Raw genomic sequence first — 16,357 nt, 5'->3', positions numbered from 1 at the left:
CCTGATGATGCAGCAGATAGCCGCTGGTGCGCCCGGCGCGCGCGAGCGCACCAGCGGCTATCTGCTGCATCATCAGGTCCGCACCGTCGATTCCCAACTTGCGGTATTCAAGGAAGTCACCTGCGATCAGGCAGTACTGAGCGATCCGGCGACCGCACCGGCTGAGATCGCGCAGGTGCTTCGGAGCGCGCTCGAATTGTCGCTGCCGGTGTACATCGAGTTTCCGCGCGACATGGTCGACGCCAAGGTCGACCCGGTGCCGAAGCTGCCGCGGCGCGAGGCCGACGCCGGCTCGCGGGACGAGTGCGCGCAAGAAATCCTGGATCGGATCGCCAAGGCGAAGTCGCCGGTGATGGTGGTGGACGTCGAAATCCGCCGCTACGGCGTCGAGCAGCAAGTCGCCGCGCTGGCGCGCAAGCTCGGCCTGCCGGTGGTGACGACATTCATGGGCCGCGGCCTTCTCGAGGGGGCCGACGACGTCGTGGCCGGCACCTATCTCGGCGCCGCCGGCGATCCGGATCTGTCGGCCCTGGTCGAGAGCGCCGATCTGGTGCTGATGTTCGGTGTCATCCTGTCGGATACCAATTTCGCGCTGTCCTCGAATATGACCGATCCGCGCCGTACCGTGCTGGCGACCGGACGCGAGGTGCAGATCGGCCACCACGTCTATCGCGACCTGCCGCTGGCTGACCTGATCGCCGGTCTCGACGCCCACGCCTCGCAGCATCCGCCGCGGCCGCGCAATGTCGGGAAGGGGATGTCCTATCCCCGTGGGCTGACTCTCGATGCGTCGCCGATCGCGCCGTCGGACATCGCCACCGCGATCAACGATCTGTTCGACCGCCACGGCAAGATGCCGATGACCGCCGATATCGGCGATTGCCTGTTCACCGCGATGGAGATCGACAATACCGCGCTGGCGGCCCCGGGATACTACGCGGGCATGGGGTTCGGCGTGCCCGCCGGCATCGGCGTTGCCGCGACCGGCCTGCGGCCGCTGGTGCTGGTCGGCGACGGTGCGTTCCAGATGACGGGCTGGGAGCTTGGCAACTGCAAGCGCTACGGCCTCGATCCCATCGTGGTGCTGTTCAACAATTGCAGCTGGGAAATGCTACGGGTGTTCCAACCGGAATCGAAGTTCAACGACCTCGACGACTGGCACTTTGCCGATATCGCCCATTCGATCGGCGGCTTCGGCGAGCGGGTCACGACCCGCGCCGAACTTGCCGCGGCACTGCAGCGCGCGGTCGAGCGGCGCGGGGTGTTCTCACTGATCGAAGTGATGCTGCCGCGCGGCGCGACCTCTCATACGCTGGCGAGGTTCGTCACCGGCTTCAAGGCGGCGCGTGAACGAATGAAGTGACGGCGCGGCGATCCGCCGTGTCCTCGGGGCGGTTTTCTGCGTAACATGCGCGCGAATCCGCATCGTTCCAGGACCGCCATGACGCAGCCTTCCTTCGCCACCCACGAGGTGTTCAACCAGTCGCCGCCGCTTCCGGACCTCGACCTGTTGGGCGCCGACCGGCCGCTGCTCGAGGCGGTCACTTTCAATCAGGGGGCTAACGCTCATATCGAGCTCGAAGCCTTCGGCAAGGCGTGGGGCACCACCGAGATGGCCGAACGCGGCCGTCTCGCCAACGAATACCCCCCGAAGCTGAAGACCTTCGACGCCAAGGGCGTGCGCCGCGATCAGGTCGAATTCCATCCGTCCTATCACGAGCTGATGGCGGAGAGCTTCAAGGCCGGCCTGCACAACTCCACCTGGGACGCACACGGCAAGCCCGCCGGCAATGCGTCGGAAGTGGTGCGTGCCGCTAAGTTCTACATGGCCGCTCAGGTCGAGACCGGTCATCTCTGTCCTGTGACGATGACACGCGCGTCGGTCGCGGCGCTCGGCTCGCAGCCGGACCTGCTGGCGCAGGTGATGCCGGTGCTCGGCACCCGTCAGTACGATCCGAGCTTCGCGCCCTGGACCGCCAAGCGCGGCATGAGCATCGGCATGGGCATGACCGAGAAGCAGGGCGGCACCGATGTGCGCACCAATGCGACGCGTGCGTTCCGGGATGGCGACGCCTACCGCATCGTCGGCCACAAATGGTTCATGTCGGCGCCGATGTGCGATGCCTTCCTGGTATTGGCGCAGGCCGACGAGGGACTGAGCTGTTTCTTCATGCCGCGGTTTCAGCCCGATGGTTCGGTCAACGAGATCCGTTTCCAGCGGCTGAAGGACAAGCTCGGCAATCGCTCCAACGCCTCGTCCGAGGTCGAGTTCACCGGCGCCTACGCGCTGCCGGTCGGCGAGCTCGGCCGTGGTATCCGCACTATCATCCAGATGGTGCAGCTGACGCGGCAGGATTGCGCGATTGCGTCCGCCGGCCTGATGCGGTCGTCGCTCGCTCATGCGCTGCATCACACCCGGCATCGCACCGTGTTTCAGAAGCGGCTTGCCGACCACTCGCTGATGATATCAGTGCTCGCCGACATGGCGCTGCAGGTCGAGGCTTCGGTGGCGCTGGTGATGCGGCTGTGCCGCGCGTTCGACGAGGCGCCGAACGATCCGCTCGAAGCCGCCTATATGCGGCTGCTGACACCGGCGGTGAAATACTGGATCTGCAAGTCGGCGCCGCCGTTCGTGTATGAAGCGATGGAATGCCTCGGCGGCAATGGCTACGTCGAGGACGGCATCCTGGCGCGGCACTATCGCGAGGCGCCGGTCAATGCGATATGGGAAGGCTCGGGCAATGTGATGTGCCTCGACGTGCTGCGGGCGATGTCGCGCGAGAGCGATGCCGGCACCGAAGTGCTGCAGGCGCTGATCCAAGATACGTCGGCGCTCACCGGCGGACCGGCGGCGGCCGGCCTGATCGCCCGCGCGCTGCTGCAGGTCGACAACGAACGCACCGCGCGGCTCGCGGTCGAGATGCTGGCGAAGCTCGCTGCGGCTGCCGCGCTCAATGAAATCCACCCGCCGCACGCCGAGATGTTCGCGCGCACCCGGCTGGTGCCCGAGCCGGCAACGCTCTACGGCGCCGCCGATATTCCCGGCGAGATCGCCAAGGGTCTGTTGGGACGCGTGCTGCCGGAGATGTGAGGCGGGGACATCAACTCCGTCATTGAGAGCAAAGCGAAGCAATCCAGAGGCTTCGTGCACTGAGTTGCTGGATCGCTTCGTCGCTTCGCTCCTCGCGATGACGAGAGTTAGACGCTCATTCAGCCGACCGCTTCGCCTTCCGAGAAGTACCAGCGGCCGCGGGCTTTACGGAATTGCGAGCGTTCGTGATGGCTGTGCTCGGGGCCGCCGCCGCGGCGGAAACGGGCGACGAACTCGACGGTGCCGCGGCTGCCTTTCTCGCTGCTGCCGAGCACCCGCAGTTCGAGAAAGTCGGACTCCTCCATCCAGGCGCGGTTGACGTCGTGATCAAACAGATCGCGCCGTTCCGGATCGGTGGTCTCGACGATGTAGTCGAAGTCTTTCAGCGCGTAGGCTGCGTAGCGCGACCGCATCAGCGCTTCCGGCGAGGTCGCGGGCCGGGTGCGGGCGAGCAGGGGACCGCAGCAGTTGTCGTAAGTCTTTCCCGAGCCGCACACGCAATTCATCGCATCGATCCTGTTACCTGCTCACTCGGCCCGGCGTAGCGCCGCGAGCCGGTCAAGCGCGCCCTGCAGGATGAAGATCGCCGCGTGCTCGTCAATGACCTTGGCCCGTTTCGCCCGGCTGACGTCGTTGGCGATCAGCTCGCGCTCGACCGCGGCGGTCGACAGCCGCTCGTCCCAGAGCCCGATCGGCAGTTCGGTGAGCCGGGAGAGATTGCGCGCGAAGGCGCGGGTCGACTGCGCCCGTGGGCCTTCGCTGCCGTCCATGTTGAGCGGCAGGCCGAGCACGAAGCCGCAGGCGGTGCGTTCGGCCGCCAGCGCCAGCAGCCGGGCCGCATCCGCGGTGAACGCCTTGCGGGCGATGGTCTCGACGCCGGTGGCGAGCTTGCGGTCCGGATCGGACGCGGCGACGCCGATCGTCTTGGTGCCGAGGTCGAGGCCGAGCAGGCCACCGCGGGCCGGCCAATGCGCGGCGGCTTCGATCAGAGGAAGGATCAGGGCAGGCATGACGCCCGCATAGCACGCGCGGTCGACTTGCCAAAACATCCATTGGTTCGTCGTGAGGAGGCGAGGCGCCATAGCGGAGCCACGAGGCGGCGTGTAAAAGGGGCCTCGGCGGGCAACGAGGCTGCGCCGCTTCCCCCTACAATCGCGAGAGCCTGATCATGTGGCCGGATCGCCGTCTCCTCGACCTGTTCGCTATCGAATGTCCGATTCTGCTCGCCCCGATGGCGGGCGCGATGGATGCGGAACTCGCTATCGCCGCGGCCCGCAGCGGGGCGCTGGCCTCGCTGCCGTGCGCGATGCTGTCGCCGGATAAAGCGCGCGAGCAGGTCGGTATTTTCCGGGAACAGATTTCGGCGCCGATCAATCTGAACTTCTTCTGCCATCAGGCGGTGACGCCGGATGCGGCGCGCGAACAGGTCTGGCGCAAGCGATTGACGCCGTACTTCACCGAGCTCGGGCTCGATCCGGCGATGCCGGCGCCGGCGGCGAGCCGGGCGCCGTTCGATGCGGCGATGTGCGGGCTGGTCGAGGAGCTGAAGCCCGAAGTCGTCAGCTTCCATTTCGGTCTGCCTGAGGCTGCACTACTCGACCGCGTCAAGGCGACCGGTGCCAAGGTGATCGCATCGGCGACGATCGTGCGCGAGGCGATCTGGCTGGAAGAGCACGGCGTCGACGCGGTGATCGTGCAGGGTGCTGAGGCCGGCGGCCATCGCGGCATGTTCATGACCGACGACATTGCGCAGCAGCCGGGATTATTCGCGTTGCTGCCGCAGGTGGTCGATGCGGTAAGGGTGCCGGTGATCGCGGCGGGCGGCATCGCCGACGGTCGCGGCATCGCGGCGGCGTTCGCGCTCGGCGCGGCCGGCGTGCAGATCGGCACCGCGTATCTGCGCTGCCCGGAATCCCGGACCAGCGCGCTGGTGCGGGCCCAGCTCGCGCAGGGCACCGACGAAGCGACCGTGATCACCAATGTGATGACCGGGCGGCCGGCTCGCGGCGTCGCCAATCGCCTGATGCGCGAGGTCGGGCCGGTGTCGCCGGACGCGCCGGCGTTCCCGCACGCGGCCTCGGCCTTAGGCCCGCTGAAGGCTGCAGCCGAGCTGCACGGCAAGACCGACTTCACCAATCTGTGGGCCGGGCAGGCGGTCCGGCTCGGCCGCGACATGCCGGCGGCCGAACTCACCCGCGCGCTGGCCGGTGCGGCGCTGGCGCGGCTCAGCCAGCTCGCCGGCTGAGGCAGGGCCGTCGGCGCACCGAGGTTGCGACGCGAAACCCGGCTCTGCTATACGGCGCAGGTCGATATCTCGCAGAAAGGCCCTATATTATGTCGGTTGACGCCGCCACTGTCCGCCGCATCGCGCATCTGGCGCGGATCGCCGTGACCGACGACGAGGTGCCGCATCTGCAGGGCGAGCTCAATGCGATGCTGGCCTTTGTCGAGCAGCTCTCCGAGGTCGACGTCGATGGCGTCGAGCCGATGACCTCGGTGACGCCGATGCAGATGAAGAAGCGCGCCGACGTGGTCAACGACGGCGAAATCGCCGATCAGGTGGTGGCGAATGCCCCGTCGACCGAGGATCACTTCTTCCTGGTGCCGAAGGTGGTCGAATAAAGGACACGCCGATGTGCCTGCTGTGCGACGACGAGAAGGCCTACCAAGCCTATCTGGACTACCTCGACGCGATGGGCCGGCAGGGCAAGGTCGTCGACGCCGATAAGGCGATGGATGCGGTGCTCGACCAGTTGCAGGCTGCCGACAAGGCTCGCCGCGATGCGCCCGAGAACGACAAGACGCTGTCGCCGTTCTTCTGCAGCCCGGTCAATAAGTAGGCCTCAGGCCTTCTTCAGCTTCCGCACCCGCCGCAGGTCGGCGTTGATCTGCGACTGCCAGCCGCGGCCCAGGGCGCGATAAGCGTCCAGGACGTCGGCGTCCAGCCGCAGCGTCACCGAGCTTTTCGGCTGCGCCCCCAGCGGCGGCCGGCCCCGACGAACGACCTTGCCGTCGATCCGATACTCCGCACGATCAAGCATTTCATCGGTCAATTCCGGTGCATCGTCGGGGTCGATCCAAGGCTTACGTCTGCTTGAATCGCTGGCGGAGCTTTTTCGCTTCTCCGGCATGGCAGTACCTCATCGAAATGATGTGTTGGTCTTCTCCACGAGCCGTCCAGACCATCATCACAGGTCGTCCATTCAGCCATCCTGCGGTGATCTGCCGTAGCTCGCCATGCCCTTTCTGTTCGCTGTCGAAAGTGGCCGAGTCTCCGGCAAACACCTTCGCTGCGTCGATGGCGAAGTCGATCCCGCGTTCCCGCAGGGTGACGTCCCGCTTTGCCGGATCAAATGTGATCGCCATTGAATTATGTAACTACAATAATCTTGCCGTCAATGGTCCGACTGTAACTGGCGGGCAAATCGGTGCAATCGCTTCATTTCCCGGAGGCGCTGTGCTAGCCAGCGCAGCAACAGAGCCGCACGATCCGCGGCGCCCGTGACCGGCCTGTCGCCGGCTTTTATCCAGGCGTGCCCTGAACCATGACCGACCTGACTTCGCTGACGCTGGCCGAGGCCCGCGATGGCCTCGCAAACAAGTCCTTCACCGCGGTCGAGCTGACCGATGCCCACCTCGCGGCGATCGAAGCCGCGCGCGTGCTCAATGCCTATGTGCTGGAGACGCCGGACCAGGCGCGGCAGATGGCGAAGGCCGCGGACGCGCAGATCGCCAAGGGCGAGGGCGGACCGCTGGCCGGGCTGCCGCTCGGCATCAAGGATCTGTTCGCCACCAAGGGCGAACGCACCACCGCGTGTTCCAAGATCCTCGGCGACTTCAAGCCGACCTACGAGTCGACGGTGACGACGCAGCTGTGGCGTGACGGCGCGGTGCTGCTCGGCAAGCTCAACAACGACGAGTTCGCGATGGGCTCGTCGAACGAGACCTCGTGCTTCGGCCCGGTGATCAATCCATGGCGCCGTACCGGCTCCGACGCCAAGCTGGTGCCGGGTGGCTCGTCCGGCGGCTCGGCGGCCGCCGTTGCGGCGGGCTTGTGCCTCGGCGCCACCGCGACCGACACCGGCGGCTCGATCCGGCAGCCGGCGGCGTTTACCGGCACGGTCGGCATTAAGCCGACCTATGGCCGCTGCTCGCGCTGGGGTATCGTCGCGTTCGCGTCCTCGCTGGACCAGGCCGGCCCGATCGCGCGCACGGTGCGCGACAGCGCGATCCTGCTGCGTTCGATGGCCGGTCATGATCCGAAGGACACCACCTCGGTCGATCGGCCAGTGCCCAATTACGAGGCCGCGGTCGGCGGCTCGGTGAAGTGCATGAAGATCGGCATCCCGAAGGAGTATCGGCTCGACGGCATGCCGGCCGAGATCGAGAAACTGTGGAGCCAGGGCGCCGAGTGGCTGAAGGCCGCGGGCGCCGAACTCGTCGAGGTGTCGCTGCCGCATACCAAATACGCGCTGCCGGCCTATTATATCGTGGCGCCGGCGGAGGCCTCGTCGAACCTCGCGCGCTATGACGGCGTTCGCTACGGCGCGCGCGTCAATGGCCGCAACATCATCGAGATGTACGAGAACACCCGCGCTGCGGGCTTCGGCGCCGAGGTGAAGCGCCGCATCATGATCGGCACCTACGTGCTGTCGGCCGGCTATTACGACGCGTACTATCGGCGCGCCCAGAAGGTCCGCACGCTGATCAAGCGCGACTTCGAGCAGTGCTTCGATCAGGGCGTCTCGGCGATCCTGACCCCGGCGACGCCGTCGGCTGCCTTCGGCATCGGCGAGAAGGGCGGCGCTGATCCGGTCGAGATGTATCTGAACGACATCTTCACCGTGACGGTGAACATGGCCGGCCTGCCTGGCATTGCCGTTCCGGCGGGCAGCGACTCGCAAGGTCTGCCGCTCGGGCTGCAGCTGATCGGCCGGCCGTTCGACGAGGACACATTGTTCTCGCTCGGCGAGGTGATCGAGCAGTCCGCCGGCCGGTTCACGCCGGCCAAGTGGTGGACCTGAGTCCGATCGCCCGCACGGGTTTGACGTTGCGTTTGCTGGCGCCGTTGGCCATTCTTGGCCGGGGCAGGGTGTTGCATGAGCGCTGACGACGTCCAAGGTCCACCGCAAGGTGTCGATCAGATCCTCGGATCGCCAAAGCTGGCCGCGGCGATCGAGAGCGACCGCTACAAGCATCTGCTGGACAATGTCCCGGTGGCGATCGCGGTGTCGCGCGGCTGCGGCGCGGACCAGCAGGTGGTCTATATCAACCAGGCGTTCGAAGCGCTGACCTCGCTCTCGAAACCGGATGCCTGCGGACAGGGCTGGTCGTGCCTCGATGGTTTCGCCGACCAGGATGACAGCGTCCGTCTGCTCGGTGCCGCGATCCGCGATGGCGAAGATTTCCTCGGGGTGTTCCGGAAGGTGGCGCCGTCCGATCGGCTGCTGATCGTCCAGGCCTATGCGGCGGTGATCGAGAGCGACGACGGCGTCGAGAGCTATCGGATCGTTGCGCTGGTCGACGTCGGCAGCCGCGAGCGCGCGCAGATCGAGCGGTTCGAAGTCCAGATCCGTGAACGCGATACCCTGATGCGCGAGCTGCAGCATCGGGTGAAGAACAATCTTCAATTGATCACCGCGCTGGTCCGGCTCGAAGCGCGGTCGGCTGCGGAAGGCGAGACCGTGGCGCTGGCGCGGCTCGCCAGCCGGATCGAAGCGCTGACCGCGCTCTACCGGGTGCTGTCGGACGAAAGCCCGCAGGCCGATGGCGGACAGATCGACCTCGGCCAGTATCTGTCGGACATCGCCAACGCGGTGATCCGCGCGAACGCCAGCTCGGACGTCAACTGCGAGGTCAATGCTGGCTATTGCCCGCTGTCGGTGAACATCGCGATGCCGGCCGGGCTGCTGGTCAACGAGATGCTGACCAACGCATTGAAGTACGCCTTCGTCGGTCGCGACGGCGGACGGATCAAGGTGATCTGCGAGACAGACCAGGGCCGCGTCAGGATCATCGTGTCTGACGATGGCGTCGGCCTTCCCGAGGGGCAGAGCTGGCCATCGCCGCGCAAGCTTGGTTCGCTGATCCTGCAGACGCTGAAGGAGAATGCCCGCAACGTCAGCTTTGAAGCGCGCAGCATTCGCGGTCAGGGTGCGTTCTTCACCATCGGCTTCGATGCGCCGTCGTCGCCCGCCGCGAATTGATCGCACAGCGCGCCGCCTTGCTTATGCCACAAGCCGACGGCCAGCTTCCCCCGGTTCCGCAGCGTTAAGTGGACCTGAACCTTTGCAGTCGATGGTCCGCAGCAGCAAACTTGCCGCCCTTTCAACCGGTGTCCTCTCGATGAAGTCGTGGAGAGATCGTCTCCTATCCGCAGCCGCAGCCTGCCTCGTCCTTGCCGGTTGTGCCTCGGTTTACAACACGCCGGTCAACGTGCCGGTCGAAGGGGTGGTCGCCGACAAGGTGGCGTCGGACGTCGGTACGCGCAGCGAAGACGCCATCATCGGCCTCTCGTTCTCGGGCGGCGGCACACGGGCGGCGGCATTCTCGTTCGGCGTGTTGTCGGAGATGGAGCGCCTGCCGCTGCATGGTGCGCGTTCGGCGATGCTCGACCGTGTTGGCTTCGTTTCAGGAGTCTCCGGCGGGTCGGTGACTGCCGCCTATTTCGGACTGAAGGGGCGCGCGGCGCTCTCCGACTTCCGCGAGCGCTTCCTGCTGCGCAATGCGGAGGAGGAGCTCCAGACCACGCTGTCGCTCAACACCATCGGCAAGGCGTTCACCGGCGGCATCAACGACTCCGTCGGCTTCACCCGGTGGCTCGACGCGCATCTGTTCGAGGGCGCGACCTTCGCGCAGCTGCGCGGCGGCGACCGGCCGACGGTGTGGATCAACGCCTCCGACATCTACAATCGCGTGCCGTTCGTGTTCAACAGCACGGCGTTCTCCGCCATCTGCAGCGACCTCGACGCCTATCCGCTGTCGAACGCGGTCGCGGCCTCGGCGGCGGTGCCGCTCGCATTTGCTCCGGCGGTGGTCCAGGCGTTCCCGGGCGCCTGCAATACGCCGCTGCCGCGCTGGGTCCGGCGTGCCGCGACCGAGGGTAACTCGTCGCCGATGCTGAGCTCCTACGCCAAGGCGGTGCTGCGCTATCGCGAGGGCGCGGTGCCCTTCATCAAGCTGCTCGACGGCGGGCTGGTCGACAATTACGGCGTCTCCGCGCTGACGATCGCGCGGGAGTCCTCTGAGACGCCGTACGGTCCGCTGACCCCGCAGCAGGCGGTCAAGCTGCGGCGGCTGATGATGCTGGTGGTCGATGCCAAGACCGGCATCTCGGGTAACTGGGTCGACACCGTCGAAGGTCCGAGCGGCGTCGAGCTGATCAAGGCCGCGGTCGACACTACGATGGATGCCAGCGTCGGCGCCAGCTACACGGCGTTCGACCGCACGATTTCGGATTGGCGCGACAAACTGGTGCGCTGGCGCTGCAGCCTGTCGGCAGCGGACCGCGCGCGCTACGGCGCCGGCCCCGGCTGGGACTGCCGCGACCTGCGGTTCTTCGTCGGCCGTCTGGCGTTCGATCAACTCGAGACACAACGGGCTGCGGCGCTGGAGCGGATCGCCACGCGTTTCGTCCTGCCGCCGCAACAGGTCGACGAGCTGATCTCCGCCGGCCGCGACGTGCTGCGGCAGAGCCCGGTCTTCCGCGCCTTCGCCGCCAGCCTGTAAGCCTGTCGCCGGCCGGGCCTTCGGCCGCGCCGGCGCGCGCCTTGCGCCGGTTGCAGGGGTTTTCTCCGCGCCCGGAGCGGAGTAGAAACCGGCTTATGAACGCACCTGTCAAACCTTCGAAGCTCATCAAGGGCGCCACCGGCGATTGGGAAGTCGTGATCGGGCTGGAGATCCACGCCCAGGTCTCTTCCAATGCCAAGCTGTTCTCCGGCGCGGCCACCGCGTTCGGCGGCGATCAGAACACCCACGTGTCGCTGGTCGACGCCGCGATGCCCGGCATGCTGCCGGTGATCAACGAGGAGTGCGTGCGCCAGGCGATCCGCTCCGGGCTCGGGCTGAACGCCAAGATCCATCTGCGATCGGTGTTCGACCGGAAGAACTATTTCTATCCGGACCTGCCGCAGGGCTACCAGATCAGCCAATACAAATCGCCGATTGTCGGTGAGGGTGAGGTGGTGGTCGACCTGCCGGACGGCGACAGCATCACCGTCGGCATCGAGCGGCTGCATCTCGAGCAGGACGCCGGCAAGCTGCTGCACGACCAGCATCCGACTTCGACATTCGTCGATCTCAACCGCTCCGGCGTCGCGCTGATGGAGATCGTCTCCAAGCCGGACATCCGCTCGTCCGAGCAGGCCAAGGCTTACGTCTCGAAGCTGCGCACGATCCTGCGCTATCTCGGCACCTGCGACGGCGACATGGAGAAGGGCAGCCTGCGCGCCGACGTCAACGTCTCGGTGCGCCGTCCCGGCGAACCTTACGGCACCCGCTGCGAGATCAAGAACGTCAACTCGATCCGCTTCATCGGTCAGGCGATCGAATACGAAGCGCGCCGCCAGATCGGCATTCTGGAAGACGGCGGAACGATCGACCAGGAGACCCGGCTGTTCGACGCCAACAAGGGCGAGACCCGGTCGATGCGGTCGAAGGAAGAGGCGCACGACTATCGCTACTTCCCCGATCCGGATCTGTTGCCGCTGGAATTCACCCAGGCCTATGTCGACGATCTGAAGGCCTGCCTGCCGGAATTGCCGGACGCCAAGAAGGAGCGGTTCGTCAGCGACTTCGGCCTCTCGGTCGAAGACGCAGGCGTGCTGGTCAGCGAGCGCGAGAGCGCCGAGTTCTACGAGGCGGTGCTGGCGCAGTTGAACGATCAGGGCCGCGACGGCAAGCTCGCCGCCAACTGGGTGATCAACGAGCTGTTCGGCCGCCTCAACAAGGACGGTCAGTCGATCGATGCGTCGCCGGTGTCGGCGGCACAGCTCGCTGCGATCGTCGAGCTGATCGGCGAGGGCACCATCTCGGGCAAGATTGCCAAGGAGCTGTTCGAGATCGTCTGGACCGAAGGCGGTGATCCGCGCACGCTGGTGGAACAGCGCGGCATGAAGCAAGTCACCGATCTGTCGGCGATCGAGAAGGTGGTCGACGATATCGTCGCCGCCAATCCAGATAAGGTGGCACAAGTCGTCGCCAAGCCCGCGATGCTCGGCTGGTTCGTCGGCCAGGTGATGAAATCTTCCGGCGGCAAGGCCAATCCGCAGGCGGTCAACGACCTGCTGAAGCGCAAGCTCGGCCTCTGACGAACGACCTTCGTCGTCGCGCGCGAACCGCCGCGACGACGTTTCGTGCGCCCGCGACGGCGGTGGCGCTCGCGAATCAGCCGCATCTTCTCGTGCAGAAAACCCCTGTGCCGGAGCGTTTGGACGCTCCGGTGCGGTATCGCGCCTGAAAATTTTTTCGTTGCCAAAGATTGCGACTCAGAGTCCGCAGACGGCCTCGCGCGACCGACTCGGCGCTCCGCCCGGTTTTGCAAAGTAGTTAGTTAGCTCGATTTGTGAGTTGATGAAATCGCTGCGGCACAGGCGTTTCCTGCGATCTTGACAAGTGCCGATGCAGGTTTTTCGCGCATAACTCGGTTCGCGCGATCGATCTTCCGACGCCTCGTTCGCTAAGACCGCCTGTGCGCGAGGGACAACTCCCATCAACTCTTCCTTAAGCGGGACACTGTTTTTTTCAAAGCGTTGGTGTATTCGGGAATTAGTGCATCTCGATTCCCGAGTGCACGCAGCAGCAATCAAGCCATCTCACTTATCGGAGGGCAACATGGCCAAGAAAGCAGCGAAGAAGGCGGCGACCAAGAAAGCGGCGCCGAAGAAGGCGAAGACCGCGAAGAGCGCGGTGAAGAAGACCGCGAAGAAGACCACCAAGAAGGTCGCCAAGAAGGCCGCCAAGAAGAAGTAAGCTCGCTTTCGAGCGGGTGCCGGCAGCATCACTGCCGGCCGCGTCACTGGACAGGCTCTTCGCACCGCGACACGAGCGAGGTCCTAGTCGACGAGAGGGTGTCGGCGAGACATCAGGTCAGACGACCGGATCCGATAGCGGCAGGGATCACCAGCCGCCGAAGAGCCCGGTAGAAGAAACGGTTTTTCTTCGAACGGTGCGGACGCAAGGTCCGCAGTTTCATGGGCGGCGAGCCGCGTGTGAGATCTGAACCTGACGTGTTCGCCGACGCCCTCGTTGTTTGTGGGGCCCATCGCCCCGCGCCGGCAGGGTCCGGCTATCCAGTTCCATCCCTCCACATTCACCGACTTCGATCAGCCTGCGGCAGCCGTTTGCGCCCGCGGCCCGACGTGTCGTTTCCCCAGGCGGTTGCGGCGATGGTTATCGGTTCGCCAAACCGGAGGGTAAACCGTCTCTCACCGAACTCGAAAAACCATTGCGGCACAGGCGTTTCTCAAAATGCTTCGCGAGGAGTGCCGCGGCGCGTTCAGAAATCGTTCAGTGCAACGCTTAAACTGCTCTTCAAATTTGATCGGCCATGATTGCCCCATAACACGCCGGGTTACGGCGGTGGGGACGACAAACAGAGGACAGGAGCCGCCCTCGGTTCGGCGGCGAAAGATGGAGATCAAAGATGCTGCAGGGACATCTGAATATCGAAACCGCGATGCCGATCGAAGCCGGGGAGAACCCCGATGCGCTGTTCGACCTCGGCCTGCTGTTCGCCTCCGGCCGCGGCGCGCCGGTCGACCTGATCGCCGCGCACAAGTGGTTCAACCTCGCCGCGCTGAAGGGCCGGGCCGACGCGATCGCGTATCGCCGCGAGCTGGCCGAGCTGATGTCGGCCGACGAGATCGCGGTTGCCCAGCGAGAAGCCCGCGCCTGGATCTCCTCGCACTGATGGATCGCTCGCTTCCGCTGACGGAATGCGGCGCTTGGTATCGCCTTATGGTTCGTCCTAAGTCGCGCTGACCGCCGCAACTGACCGCGGATATCTTCTCCTCATGCTCCACAAAGGGAGCTTTCAAAGGAGGAGATGCCCATGAAACTCAAATCAGTATTATGTCTCGTCGCCGGCGCCAGCGTGTTTGCTGCCTCGGCCGCGTTTGCCGGCGAGTTCGGCACGGCCGACGAAGCCAAGGCGATGCTCACCAAGGCCGCTGCTGCGGTGAAGGCCGATAAGGCCAAGGCGCTCGCCGAATTTGCCAAGGGCGAGGGCGGTTTCAAGGATCGCGACCTGTATCCGTTCTGCGGCGGGCCGGACGGCCTGTTCACCGCGCATCCGACCCTGACCGGCAAGAGCCTCAAGGATCTCAAGGACAAGACCGGCAAGCCGCTGGGCGAAGAAATCTACGCCACCGCCAAGGAAGGCGAGGTCAAGGAAGTCGCCTATATGTGGCCGCGCCCGGGCCAGACCGATCCGGTGCAGAAGGTCAGCTTCGTCACCAAGATCGGCGACCAGACCTGCGCGGTCGGCTACTACAAGTAACCCCTTAGGCAGCGAGACGGCGGCGGTGCTCAGCCGCCGCCGGATCTTATTGCACCTTGATGCCTGCCGCGCGGATCACGTCCGCCCAGCTCCGCTTCTCGTCGACGATCTTCTGGCGCAGCGCCTCGGGCGTCGAGGCCTCGGGCATCATCATCTGCGTTTTCAGCTTCGTGATGACGGCCGGATCGGCGAGCGCGACTTCGACCGCGCGGTGGATCGCCGCGATCAGTTCGGGTGAGGTGCTGGCCGGCGCGATCAGCGCGTTCCAGGCGTCCGACTGCACGTCGATGCCGCTCTCCTTCAGCGTCGGCACGTCGGGCAGGAACGGCGAGCGCTCCGGCGTGGTCACCGCCAGGATCTTCACAGTTCCCGCCGCCTGCTGCGGCGCGACCGAGATCGCCGGCAAGCATGCAGCCTGGACGTCGCCGCGCATCAGCGCAGTCATCGCGTTCGGCGAGCCGGCGTAGGGGATGTGCACCATCGCGGCGCCGGCCTTCTGCGCAATCGCTTCCATGCACAGCTGCGACAGCGAGCCCGCGCCGATCGACGCGTAGGCGAAGCCGCCTTTGTCACTTTTCACCTTGGCGAGAAACTCGCCGACGCTGCCGATGCCTGCGGTCGCCGGCACGGCGAGCACGCTGGGCATCCGTGTCAGCAGCGTCACCGGTGCGAGGTCGCGCTCCGGATCGTAGGGCAGCTTCGGAAACAGCAGCGTATTGACGGCGAGCGGGCCGGGGATCGAGATGCCGAGCGTGGCACCATCCGGGGCTGCCTTGGCCACAGCATCGGTGCCGATATTGCCCGAGGCGCCGGGCTTGTTTTCGATCACGAAGGTGGAGCCCGGGTGCTGCGTATGAAGCTGGTCGGCGAGCACCCGGCCGACAAGATCCGGCGTCGATCCCGCGGCGAACGGCACCACGATCCGCACCGTCTTCGGCGGCCACGCTGTGGGCTGCGCCGCGGCCGCGCTGCTGACTGCGCACGCCGCGATGCCGAGCATCGCGAGCGTCGGCGTCAGGGTCCGGCGGAGGAGGTGTCCCAGCATTTGCATCGGTCCCGTAAAGAATGATACCCGGATTTCGCCCGCATGGCGCCGCGCTGCGGCAGGCCGTGCGACGGCGCGGACCATAGGTGGAATTGGCCGGTGCGCAAACCGCCGCATGCGCGGGCCGAGACAGGAGTGACGCGATGGGACTTGCGTTGATGATCGTCGGCCTGGTGCTGTTCATCGGCACCCATGTCGTCACCACCCAGCGCGACCTGCGCAGCCGCCTGATCGGGATCGGCGGCGAGGCGGTCTACAAGCTCGCCTATGCGGTGGTGGCGCTCAGCGGCCTCGCCCTGATCGCTTACGGTTTCGGATCCTATCGCGCGCACGGCTGGATCGACGTCTGGTATCCGCCGCATTGGACCAAGCATCTCACCGCGCTCTTGATGCTGCCGATGGCGATCCTGCTGGCTGCGGCGTATTCGCGCGGCCGCATCTACGCGGCGGTGAAGCATCCGATGCTCACTGCGGTGAAGCTGTGGGCGCTCGGCCACCTGATCGCGAACGGGGATCTCGGCTCGATTATTCTGTTCGGCTCGCTGCTGGCCTGGGCGGTGTTTGACCGTATTTCGCTGAAGCGGCGCAGCGACGCCGGCGGTCCGCCGATCCCGGTCGGCGGCGTCAAGAACGACGTCATCGCCATCGTCGCCGGCGTCGTGCTGTATCTGGCGCTCGCCTTCGCCTTCCATCCCTACGTTATCGACGTGTCCGTGTTCGGAGC

The 16,357-nt window shown here is 65.8% G+C and carries 18 protein-coding genes; 13 read left to right on the top strand and 5 right to left on the bottom strand.

Features of this window, described 5'->3' with window-relative positions:
- Positions 1 to 1,363, top strand: a 1,363-nt coding sequence (gene ipdC / locus DYI24_RS08175) for an indolepyruvate/phenylpyruvate decarboxylase (RefSeq protein ID WP_164571937.1), incomplete at its 5' end; no start/stop codon positions are given.
- A 78-nt stretch (positions 1,364 to 1,441) separates the two neighbouring features.
- Positions 1,442 to 3,091 (top strand): acyl-CoA dehydrogenase family protein, encoded by a 1,650-nt coding sequence (locus DYI24_RS08170; protein WP_164571936.1) that lies wholly within the window; start codon positions 1,442 to 1,444, stop codon positions 3,089 to 3,091.
- Positions 3,092 to 3,210: 119 nt separating this feature from the next.
- Here the strand turns inward: DYI24_RS08170 and DYI24_RS08165 are convergent, their stop codons facing one another.
- Complete coding sequence (locus DYI24_RS08165; RefSeq protein WP_164571935.1) at positions 3,211 to 3,597, bottom strand: YchJ family protein; 387 nt, start codon at positions 3,595 to 3,597, stop codon at positions 3,211 to 3,213.
- Between the two features lie 21 nt (positions 3,598 to 3,618).
- Positions 3,619 to 4,101, bottom strand: coding sequence for a Holliday junction resolvase RuvX (gene ruvX, locus DYI24_RS08160; protein ID WP_164571934.1), 483 nt, complete (start codon positions 4,099 to 4,101; stop codon positions 3,619 to 3,621).
- Between the two features lie 158 nt (positions 4,102 to 4,259).
- Here ruvX and DYI24_RS08155 point away from each other — a divergent pair, with 158 nt between their 5' ends.
- The 3 genes from DYI24_RS08155 (at position 4,260) to DYI24_RS08145 (ending at position 5,931) form a co-directional block, all read left to right on the top strand.
- Positions 4,260 to 5,336: an NAD(P)H-dependent flavin oxidoreductase gene (locus tag DYI24_RS08155; RefSeq protein ID WP_164571933.1), complete on the top strand. Its 1,077-nt coding sequence runs from the start codon at positions 4,260 to 4,262 to the stop codon at positions 5,334 to 5,336.
- 89 nt (positions 5,337 to 5,425) lie between these two features.
- Positions 5,426 to 5,713: an Asp-tRNA(Asn)/Glu-tRNA(Gln) amidotransferase subunit GatC gene (gatC, locus tag DYI24_RS08150; RefSeq protein WP_107344972.1), complete on the top strand. Its 288-nt coding sequence runs from the start codon at positions 5,426 to 5,428 to the stop codon at positions 5,711 to 5,713.
- Between the two features lie 11 nt (positions 5,714 to 5,724).
- On the top strand, positions 5,725 to 5,931 hold the full coding sequence (locus tag DYI24_RS08145) for a hypothetical protein (protein WP_107344971.1): 207 nt from the start codon (positions 5,725 to 5,727) through the stop codon (positions 5,929 to 5,931).
- Between the two features lie 3 nt (positions 5,932 to 5,934).
- Here the strand turns inward: DYI24_RS08145 and DYI24_RS08140 are convergent, their stop codons facing one another.
- Together DYI24_RS08140 and DYI24_RS08135 are read right to left on the bottom strand one after the other, a co-directional pair.
- Positions 5,935 to 6,222, bottom strand: a complete 288-nt coding sequence (locus tag DYI24_RS08140; protein WP_107344970.1) for a BrnA antitoxin family protein — start codon at positions 6,220 to 6,222, stop codon at positions 5,935 to 5,937.
- Entirely contained in the window at positions 6,176 to 6,457 is a 282-nt protein-coding gene (locus tag DYI24_RS08135) for a BrnT family toxin (protein WP_164571932.1), read from the bottom strand. Before DYI24_RS08135 ends, DYI24_RS08140 begins: the two co-directional genes overlap by 47 nt.
- A 179-nt stretch (positions 6,458 to 6,636) precedes the next feature.
- Between DYI24_RS08135 and gatA the strand changes: the two genes are divergently transcribed.
- From gatA to DYI24_RS08100, 7 genes are all read left to right on the top strand, one after another.
- The gene (gene gatA, locus DYI24_RS08130; RefSeq protein WP_164571931.1) at positions 6,637 to 8,115 is read left to right on the top strand and encodes an Asp-tRNA(Asn)/Glu-tRNA(Gln) amidotransferase subunit GatA; all 1,479 of its coding nucleotides are present in this window, start codon (positions 6,637 to 6,639) and stop codon (positions 8,113 to 8,115) included.
- Between the two features lie 75 nt (positions 8,116 to 8,190).
- Positions 8,191 to 9,297 (top strand): sensor histidine kinase, encoded by a 1,107-nt coding sequence (locus DYI24_RS08125; protein WP_164571930.1) that lies wholly within the window; start codon positions 8,191 to 8,193, stop codon positions 9,295 to 9,297.
- Between the two features lie 139 nt (positions 9,298 to 9,436).
- Entirely contained in the window at positions 9,437 to 10,819 is a 1,383-nt protein-coding gene (locus DYI24_RS08120; RefSeq protein ID WP_164571929.1) for a patatin-like phospholipase family protein, read from the top strand.
- 95 nt (positions 10,820 to 10,914) lie between these two features.
- Positions 10,915 to 12,399, top strand: coding sequence for an Asp-tRNA(Asn)/Glu-tRNA(Gln) amidotransferase subunit GatB (gene gatB, locus DYI24_RS08115; RefSeq protein WP_164571928.1), 1,485 nt, complete (start codon positions 10,915 to 10,917; stop codon positions 12,397 to 12,399).
- Between the two features lie 523 nt (positions 12,400 to 12,922).
- Complete coding sequence (locus DYI24_RS08110) at positions 12,923 to 13,060, top strand: hypothetical protein (RefSeq protein WP_012496544.1); 138 nt, start codon at positions 12,923 to 12,925, stop codon at positions 13,058 to 13,060.
- Between the two features lie 673 nt (positions 13,061 to 13,733).
- Entirely contained in the window at positions 13,734 to 14,000 is a 267-nt protein-coding gene (locus tag DYI24_RS08105; RefSeq protein ID WP_107344964.1) for an SEL1-like repeat protein, read from the top strand.
- A 141-nt stretch (positions 14,001 to 14,141) separates the two neighbouring features.
- Positions 14,142 to 14,588: a cache domain-containing protein gene (locus DYI24_RS08100; RefSeq protein WP_107344963.1), complete on the top strand. Its 447-nt coding sequence runs from the start codon at positions 14,142 to 14,144 to the stop codon at positions 14,586 to 14,588.
- A 46-nt stretch (positions 14,589 to 14,634) separates the two neighbouring features.
- Here DYI24_RS08100 and DYI24_RS08095 read toward each other — a convergent pair whose 3' ends face one another.
- A complete protein-coding gene (locus DYI24_RS08095; protein WP_164571927.1) occupies positions 14,635 to 15,633 on the bottom strand; it encodes a Bug family tripartite tricarboxylate transporter substrate binding protein in 999 nt (332 codons plus the stop codon).
- Between the two features lie 143 nt (positions 15,634 to 15,776).
- Between DYI24_RS08095 and DYI24_RS08090 the strand changes: the two genes are divergently transcribed.
- The coding region (locus DYI24_RS08090) for an NnrU family protein (protein WP_164571926.1) at positions 15,777 to 16,357 on the top strand (581 nt) is incomplete at its 3' end.

Source organism: Rhodopseudomonas sp. BR0C11 (assembly GCF_010820945.1).
GTDB lineage: Bacteria > Pseudomonadota > Alphaproteobacteria > Rhizobiales > Xanthobacteraceae > Rhodopseudomonas > Rhodopseudomonas palustris_H.
This window is presented reverse-complemented; position numbering and strand designations above follow the sequence as displayed.